The 8,065-nt window shown below is 38.4% G+C and carries 8 protein-coding genes and 1 pseudogene; 1 reads left to right on the top strand and 8 read right to left on the bottom strand.

The genetic code is table 11. The features are described from left to right. From QZ565_RS06715 to efeO, 8 genes and pseudogenes are all read right to left on the bottom strand, one after another. Positions 1-309: pseudogene (locus QZ565_RS06715) on the bottom strand (choline kinase); the annotation flags it as partial. Positions 310-325: 16 nt separating this feature from the next. Beyond that, positions 326-1,348, bottom strand: coding sequence for a ribitol-5-phosphate dehydrogenase (locus QZ565_RS06710; protein ID WP_000609877.1), 1,023 nt, complete (start codon positions 1,346-1,348; stop codon positions 326-328). Between the two features lie 4 nt (positions 1,349-1,352). Beyond that, entirely contained in the window at positions 1,353-2,060 is a 708-nt protein-coding gene (locus QZ565_RS06705) for a 2-C-methyl-D-erythritol 4-phosphate cytidylyltransferase (RefSeq protein WP_004259627.1), read from the bottom strand. 336 nt (positions 2,061-2,396) lie between these two features. After that, positions 2,397-2,567 carry a twin-arginine translocase TatA/TatE family subunit gene (gene tatA, locus QZ565_RS06700; protein WP_000512113.1) on the bottom strand — a complete coding sequence of 57 codons (171 nt, stop codon included), beginning with the start codon at positions 2,565-2,567 and terminating at the stop codon, positions 2,397-2,399. Continuing rightward, complete coding sequence (tatC, locus tag QZ565_RS06695) at positions 2,551-3,282, bottom strand: twin-arginine translocase subunit TatC (protein ID WP_295527309.1); 732 nt, start codon at positions 3,280-3,282, stop codon at positions 2,551-2,553. The genes tatA and tatC overlap by 17 nt, the downstream gene beginning before the upstream one ends. After that, positions 3,283-4,971, bottom strand: a complete 1,689-nt coding sequence (locus QZ565_RS06690; RefSeq protein ID WP_295527306.1) for an FTR1 family protein — start codon at positions 4,969-4,971, stop codon at positions 3,283-3,285. Beyond that, entirely contained in the window at positions 4,946-6,160 is a 1,215-nt protein-coding gene (efeB, locus tag QZ565_RS06685; RefSeq protein ID WP_295527302.1) for an iron uptake transporter deferrochelatase/peroxidase subunit, read from the bottom strand. The genes QZ565_RS06690 and efeB overlap by 26 nt, the downstream gene beginning before the upstream one ends. A 5-nt stretch (positions 6,161-6,165) precedes the next feature. Next, complete coding sequence (efeO, locus tag QZ565_RS06680) at positions 6,166-7,038, bottom strand: iron uptake system protein EfeO (protein ID WP_295527299.1); 873 nt, start codon at positions 7,036-7,038, stop codon at positions 6,166-6,168. A gap of 419 nt (positions 7,039-7,457) precedes the next feature. Between efeO and QZ565_RS06675 the strand changes: the two genes are divergently transcribed. Beyond that, entirely contained in the window at positions 7,458-8,063 is a 606-nt protein-coding gene (locus tag QZ565_RS06675) for a recombinase family protein (RefSeq protein ID WP_295527296.1), read from the top strand. The last annotated feature ends 2 nt before the right edge of the window (positions 8,064-8,065 follow it).

Raw genomic sequence — 8,065 nt, 5'->3', positions numbered from 1 at the left:
GTTGATGAATATTGAATCAAGAGTTACTGCTGATTCGATGTACTCATTTACTTTAATCCCTGACTCAATATCAAAGAGATAATTTTTGACATCTAAATCTAAATCCTCTAAAAGTTCAAGATTGTACTTTTCATCTTGACGATTGATCAGCTTTTCTGTCCCTTTACCAAAGAATTTAACAATATATTGCTTATTTGTTGTTTTGGCCAAATAGTTTTGATTGGTCATTCCCCCCAGTTGTTCAACACTGAGGACTTCCTCTTCTTCACTAAGTAAGGAAGAAATTTTTTCTTTAATGATTTTCTCCACAATTAACCTCCAGCACTTATACTTCCCACTTAAACACGGTTTTAAAGGCTGTATTTAAGTCGGTAGCAAAGACACGGTGAATATCTTTAATTTCTCTTACAGGTTCTTCTAGATAAAGGATATTTTTAAGACGATTGGCAAATTTCTTGACTTCCATCATTTGGATTGCATTTTCAAAATCAATGCGACCAGAACGAGAGGAACCAACCAAGAGCAAACCTTTTTCTAAGGCATCGCGTGTATTGAGATTGACTTTATACTCACTAACTCCCATCATGAGAATCGTTCCCTGAGGACGAATGTAGCGAATCAAGTCATTAATAGCTGGTCCAGTACCATCACCACCACAACACTCAAAAGCATGGTCAAAGGCCAAATCTTCAGGAATATTATCAGTAATATAGCATTCCTTGGCAAAAGAGAAGAGTTCCAACTTTTCCCAATGACGACCAATAACCACAATCTCTGCTTCTGGTAGAGTATAGTTGATAATATTGGCAACCACAAAAGCTAAACTTCCATCTCCGATGACGGCGATTCGGTCCCGCTTGCTATGAGCAAGTGTCAATAAGCGATTCATAGCATGCATACCGACACTGACAAACTCTGTAATGGCTGCAACCGTATCTTCGATAGCATCATAAGCCACCACACGATCTTTAGGGAGAGAAACAAACTCTCTCATAAAGCCATCAAAGCCACTAGATAAGAAATGGGTCCCTGTCATGTAGTTTTCATAGAATTCTTCATCACTCTGCATAGGAGGCTGATTGGGAATCATGACAACTTTTTGACCAACCTCGTAGGTTCCTGTCGGGTCAGAAATAACGGTTCCACATGACTCGTGAATCATTGCCATTGGAAGTTTTTTATTCAAAATCTTCGGATCACGTTTTCCTTGGTAGTAACGCTGATCCGCATGACAGACCGCCATATAATTAGGGCGGATGAGGATATGATTCTCTTGGTCAATAGCCTCTTCCTGATATTTGACATTGATAAACTTAGGCTTTGTTAGTTGGTAAATTTGATTAATCATTTTATTACTCTTCCTCAATCATGCTTTTTGCAATCTTCAAATCTGTTACTGTAGTAATTTTCAGATTTGAATATTCACCCTTAGCCAAGGCTACATCTTTTCCTTTGATTACAAAGATTTTACATGCATCTGTTAAGATTTCTTTCTCTTCGGCAGAGAGAGAACCGTAAAGATCCATGAAGTCCTTGCAACGGAATGTTTGAGGTGTTTGTCCTTGATAGAGGTGAGCACGATTTGGAATATCTGTAATAAATTGACCGTTAGTACTTTCAACGATAGTATCAACCGCTTCTACCACTGTGTCCACTGCGTCATGATTTTGAGCAAGTTGGATATTGTCCTGAATCATGCGAAGCGTAATAAATGGACGAACAGAATCGTGGGTAACAACGATGTCCTCTGGAGTAAGCGGACGATAAGCATCAATGGCTTCAATGATTTTCTCAATACTCGTATTACGGTCAGCACCACCTTTTGTAATGATGATACGATCCTTATGAAGAGGTAGATATTTATCTACAAGATCCTCTGCATGGGAAACCCAGTCTCCATGAACCCCAACCACAATTTTTTCAATACTTGGTTCCAAGACAAATTTTTCAATTGTATGAATCAAAATAGGTCGATCACCTAGCTCTAAAAATTGTTTTGGCAAATTACTGATTCCCATACGTGTGCCAGTTCCACCGGCAAGAATTCCTGCATAAATCATCTATTTTCTCCTTTGTCTTACTAAAAAAACTTATTCTCTCTATTATACCACAATCTAGTCCTATCATAAAAGAAATACTAGTCATCCCGTTCTAGAATAGGAGGATTAAGCAGTTCCATTATTCAAAGAAACTAGTCCATTTCTAGTAGTGACTAGGAATTCAATAGTCATTACTAATAAATGGCTGTGAAATTTTAGAGTTCTTCAGAATAATATAGTTTTCTTAAAAAAAACTTAAACTTACATTTTCTTAATACAAGAAAAAGCTAGGAAATGATAAATTGTCCGACAGAGACACACTTCCTAACTTCTTATTTTTAGTAAAACTCACAAGTCTTACTCTTCCTTATCTTGATTTTCAGTTCCTTTAACTGCTTTTTTAAATTCAGATAGCATTTTACCGATTGATTCGCCTAGTTCAGGCAATCGTTTTGGTCCAAAGATCAAGAGAGCTCCTAAAACGATGATAATCAATCCTGGTGCTCCAATATCACGTAAGATTCCCATTTCTCTCTCCTTTCTGCTTGCGTTTCATAATGTATTTGCTGATGGCAATACTCAATTCATAAAGTAAAATCAGGGGGGCAGTCATTGCTAAATCACTGACAAAATCGGCTGGTGTCAAGATGACTGCAAGTATCAATAAGATAAAATAAGCATATCGGCGATAAGTAATCAATAATTCTGGTCCAATAAGTCCAATTGACGTCAAAAAGGCAATGATAACTGGCAATTCAAAAATCAGAGCCAAGGGCAAGGTCGTTTGAAAAACAAAGGACAGATAATTTTGAGCTGTTAACTGTGTTTCAAATAGTCCTTCTCCTAGCCCTAATAAAACCTGAAGTAAGGCTGGTGTTACAAAATAAAAACCAAAAGCCAGTCCAACTAGAAAACAAAGGAAACTAGCTGGAATATAGGCAAAAATTGCTCTAGCTTCTTCCTTTCTTAAACCAGGTTTGATGAAAGACCAAATATGATAAACTGTATAAGGTAGGGTGATGGTAAAGGCCATCAGACTAGCTAAGCGTATGTAAATCCATAAAATATCATTTGGCCCTAAAACAATCAACTTTTGCTGAAAAGATTGGGTCACATACTGGTAAATCTGGTCTGCAAACAGCAGAGAGACACAGAAAACCAAAAAGAAACAAATGACTACTGCCAATAATCTCTTTCTAAATTCTACCAGATGTTCAACGATTGTCAATTCTTTTCTATCCATCTATTTTTCACCCTGTCTGAAAGTGACAATCAAGACAATAACAACAAATATTAGTTGACTGGCCAAGCCTTCCCAACTTGGGTAAATTCCAAGCAGGTCTATAGTTGGAAATCCTGTCAGCAAGTGATTTGGTGTCATATTGGTCAACTGAAGAGCATGGATACTAACTCCCAGCATCTTGAAAGCCAAAGCATAAATCATCCAAGTCAGGATAAAGAAGACCTTATGAGGCAGGAAGAATTGACTGGCCTTGTTCATCACGATTGCAATAATTACTAGAACCAGCAAGGCAAGTGAAATTCCCAAGACAAATTCAAAGCTGGAAATTCTTGGTAAAATCCCAACATAAAAGAGAATGGTTTCTGCTCCCTCACGGAAAACAGCTAGAAAACTAAGGGCAAACATGGAAATAAAGGAACCTGTTTTAGTCACTGTTTCCATTTGTGACTCCATAAAGGCATTCCATTTTTTGACCGAGGATTTACTGTGGAGCCAGATTCCAATCAAAATCATCATAGCAACTGCAAAAATCCCAACTGCTCCTTCAATGATTTCACGATTGGAGCCTGATGTAACTGCTGGAAAGGCAATTTGAAGGATGAAAGCAATGACAAGACTGGCCATGATTCCTGTGATAGCACCACCATAAACCCACTTGAGCCCTTTTCTCATCTTGGCTGCTTTCAAGGTCGTCACCAAGGCCATGACAATTAAGAGAGCCTCTACACCTTCTCTCAGAAGAATCAGCATAGCATCAAAGGCATTGTAACGTGCACTGGTATCAATTTGTGATAAATCTGCAATCAGTTTTTCTAATTTTTCTTGGTATTCCTTCTCACTTCCCTTGACCATAATCACAGGGCTTTCGCTTTCCACTCGAGTATAGAGGGAAGGATTGGTTGTGCTGACAGAACCCTCAATCGTTGGCCAGATAGTAATAAATTCCTTCATACTGGCTGCTCCTGATGATTGATCACCAGATTGGAATTGCTCCAAAGCCTTCTTCAAAAGGGTAATACCGTCTTTAAGACTCAAATCAGAAGATGCTTCTGCAACTTCTTTTCCGCTTACAAAATCATCAATAGCCTTTTTTAGTTCCTCAAAGGAAGTCTGAATCGAGTTAAAATCTGTAGGCTCGGTTTCCATGCTACTACGTAGGAAGGAAATAGCTGTTTCAACACGTCCATAATGAGCCGTACTGTTATCACGAACCACACTTTCATTGATGGTCCAAGTAGAATTCAGTTTCTTAAAGGCCTCTCGAACCTTTTCAAAATCTTTGGAGGTAATGGCCTGTTCCAAGGCTTCAAAACGAGGACTTAAACGGTTCACCAATTTTTCCTTTTCCGCATCTAAGTCAACAGGATTTTGTTCTTTTTCAAAGGCTAATAAGGCTGAAGAAAGTTCTGTGAGTTTGTCTTCAGTAATCTCGCCTGACTGGGCTAACTTTTCCTTGACGACTTTACCAGCCTCAGAATTACTGTCTTTTACTCTCTCGAAATCTGATGCCATCTCTGTAACGAGTTTCTGGGCCTCAGACTGATTGCCATTTTTGACCGCTTTGGACGCATCTGTGATTTTCACAAAGTAAGAACTCAGACTTTCTTGGGCACCTACTGGAGAAAGAATTAAAAATGACAGAGCTAAAACCAAGAACCAGCTTCTAACCTTCCAATAATTTCTGACCAATGTAGCCTCCTTTCTCCACACCACCAAAGCAAGCAAAGAGTCCACTACCGATGTGAGTGATGTATTCATTCATCTTATCTGTAGCACCTAGATTGGTTTGAACCTTGACAAAGTTATCTGGATCCTTCTGGAAAGAAATGAAGAGCAAGCCCGTATCAAACTGGCCAGTCTTTTCATCAATCCCATCAGAGTAAGAATAAGAACGTCGCAAAAGGGGCTTGTCCACTTCCTTAGCCAAACGAACATGTGAATCATCAGGCAAAAGATTCAAATTCACCTCATCAAACTCATTCTTCTTACCAAAGGGGGCACCGCTCTCCTTGTAACGACCAAAAGTATTTTCTTGTTCTTCGAGACTGGTGCGGTCCCAGGTCTCTAAAAACATCTGAATCCGACGGACTGCCATATAAGAACCATTTTCCATCCAGTCCTTACTATCAGCCCAGATAACGCGGTCAAAGTCTTGCTCCTTGGTTGGATTTGCTGTTCCATCCTTAAAACCAAAGAGATTCCGCGGAGTCTCCATTCGATCTCCAATGGCAGCAAATCCAGACTGACTCCAACGAAGAGTCACCGCATTTCTCCCCTTACGGATGAGATTGCGAATCGCATGAAAGGCAACCTGCTCATCATCAGCACAGGCCTGGATGACAATATCTCCACCAGTATATTTTTCACGCAATTGCTCTTTAGGGAATGGCGGTAAATCTCTGAACACTTGAGGACGCTTGTTTTCTAAGTTCATCTTTTTCAAGAAACTTGCAGACACACCAAAAGTCAGGGTCAAGCGATGCGGATTAAGCCCGACTGTCTCACCAGTATCACTCGGAGGCAAGAGAGCATTCTGGCTGTCTTTTTTGACCAATTCTCCCTCGACCAACTTGGCACTATAATCTGTCCAATCCTTGAACAACTGGATAATCTTATCCTTATCTGTCGTATGCAAGTCCAAAACAACAAAATAGATATTCTTTTGCATGGGCGTACTAATGCCAGCTTGATGCTTGCCATAAAAAGCAATTTTTTCATTTCCGTACGAGATTTTTTCCTGATTCCCTAGCTTAGGTGCGAAAAAAGCAGAAGCACCAGAGAGTCCTAGCGCTAAACCAGCCCCTCCAATCCCTGCTTTTTTTAGAAATTCTCGACGGTCCATTTTCTTCTCAAAAAACTTTTCGTCTTTTTCAGTCATGACTCTTATTCTCCACTAAGAAATTTACCCATTTGTGATAGAGGTTCACCAAGTTTTGTCACGGCTTCTGACAATTCTTTGGTATCTTCTTTTGTCAAATCTGTATAGAGTTTGTAGTGTTCCTTGTCAGTCATGTGTTTGTCCAGCAAACTATTAACAGATTTGAAATCAGCTTCTAATTCTTTAACTAAATCAGCATCTGATTTTTCAAGCAAAGGTTTAAAGAGTTGGAAAATCTTCTCAGCTCCTTCGATATTGGCACGGAAGTCATACAAGTCTGTATGTGAGTAAATTTCCTCTTCACCCGTAATCTTGCTTGTTGCCACTTCGTTTAGCAAGTCAACTGCTCCAGTCAACATAACCTTGTAGTCCACATCCACAGTTGCAATCTTGGCTTTCAATTCCTTGATATCATTGACTAATTGATCGCCATAACTTTCAGTTCCTTTAGTTGTATTGTCTTCCCAAAGAATACGCTCGATACGGTGGAAACCTGACCAACCTTCTTCTGTCTTGTTTTCGTCCATATAGTCTGCTAAACGGAAGTCAATCTTAACATCTGACTCACCAAAACTCTCGGCAATTGGTTCTGAACGCTCATAAGACATACGAATCAGTGGATAGACCTTCTTAGCCTCTTCTAACTTGCCTTCTTTCAACAGTTTGACAAAGCCTTCCGTATCGGTCAACAGTTTATCAATTTGCTCTTGCACAAAAGTCTTATAGTCAGCAGTGGCCTTATCAAGCATTTTTTGCTTGTCTTCAGACAAGGCTGTCACCTTTGACGAATCGCTTGTGTTGCTTGGCTTAGATTGGTTATTAGCACAAGCAGTCAATAGCAAGGCTGAAGATAAAAGGACAAAACCTAGTTTTTTCATTGTTTACTCCTATTGGTTCAGGAAACCTGAATTAATTTTACGTTTCATTATACCATATTTTCACTCATTTTTCAATAAATTGTCAGAAAATTTAATGTTTTAAATTTATACTAATAATAGACTTTTAACCTCAAAATTGATAAAATAGAAAGGAAAATAATTGTAAAAGGAAACTATAAAACACTATGATGAACATGCAAAAATTGAACATACTGTTTTTAATTTTTGTAGACATCAAAAAGGTTGATTTAAAAAGGTTTTAAGTTCTTAGGATTTTTTATCCAACACTACTATTCACGCAAACAAGACAAAATTTTGGCAAAAAATACAGTAGCAAAGAGTACACCAAACTACCACTCATTATGGGCGGTAGTTTTCTTTTCGTCTAAAATAGAGATAAAAAGATAGGTGGTAGCCTTATGCGTTATGGTTATGTACGAGTATCCACTAAGGAGCAAAATATCGATAGACAAATGTCTGCTTTGGCATTAGAAAATATCTCCCAAAATCAAATTTTCATAGATAGGGCCTCTGGAAAAGATTTTGACAGGACGGAATACCAAAAATTGCTAACAGTTCTACAAGCAGATGATGAGATAGTAATTAAATCAATTGATAGACTCGGACGGAACTACGATGATATTTTAGAACAATGGCAGTTACTCACTAAGACAAAAAAGGTACATATCAGCGTTTTAGATTTTCCACTCTTAAATACTAAAAATACCAGCGATACAATCACTGGTAAACTAATATCTGATTTGGTTTTACAAGTTCTATCCTATGTGTCGCAAATGGAAAGAGAGCAAATCAAGCAAAGACAACTAGAAGGAATTAGAGAAGCTCAAAAAAGAGGGAAACAGTTCGGAAGACCGAAGATAAATGTTCCACCAAATTTTTATGATTTAGCAAAAAAACACAGACAAAAAGAAATAACTATTCGCGAAGGAGCAGAAATCTTAGGAGTTTCCAAAAGCACTTTTCATAATTGGATAAAAAACTATAGTTTTTGTCACAAAAAGTAGGG

Origin of the sequence: uncultured Streptococcus sp. (assembly GCF_915066115.1) — a bacterium.
In the GTDB taxonomy this organism is placed as follows: domain Bacteria; phylum Bacillota; class Bacilli; order Lactobacillales; family Streptococcaceae; genus Streptococcus.
The sequence above is the reverse complement of the archived record's forward strand: the minus strand, read 5'-3'. Positions and strand labels throughout refer to the sequence as shown.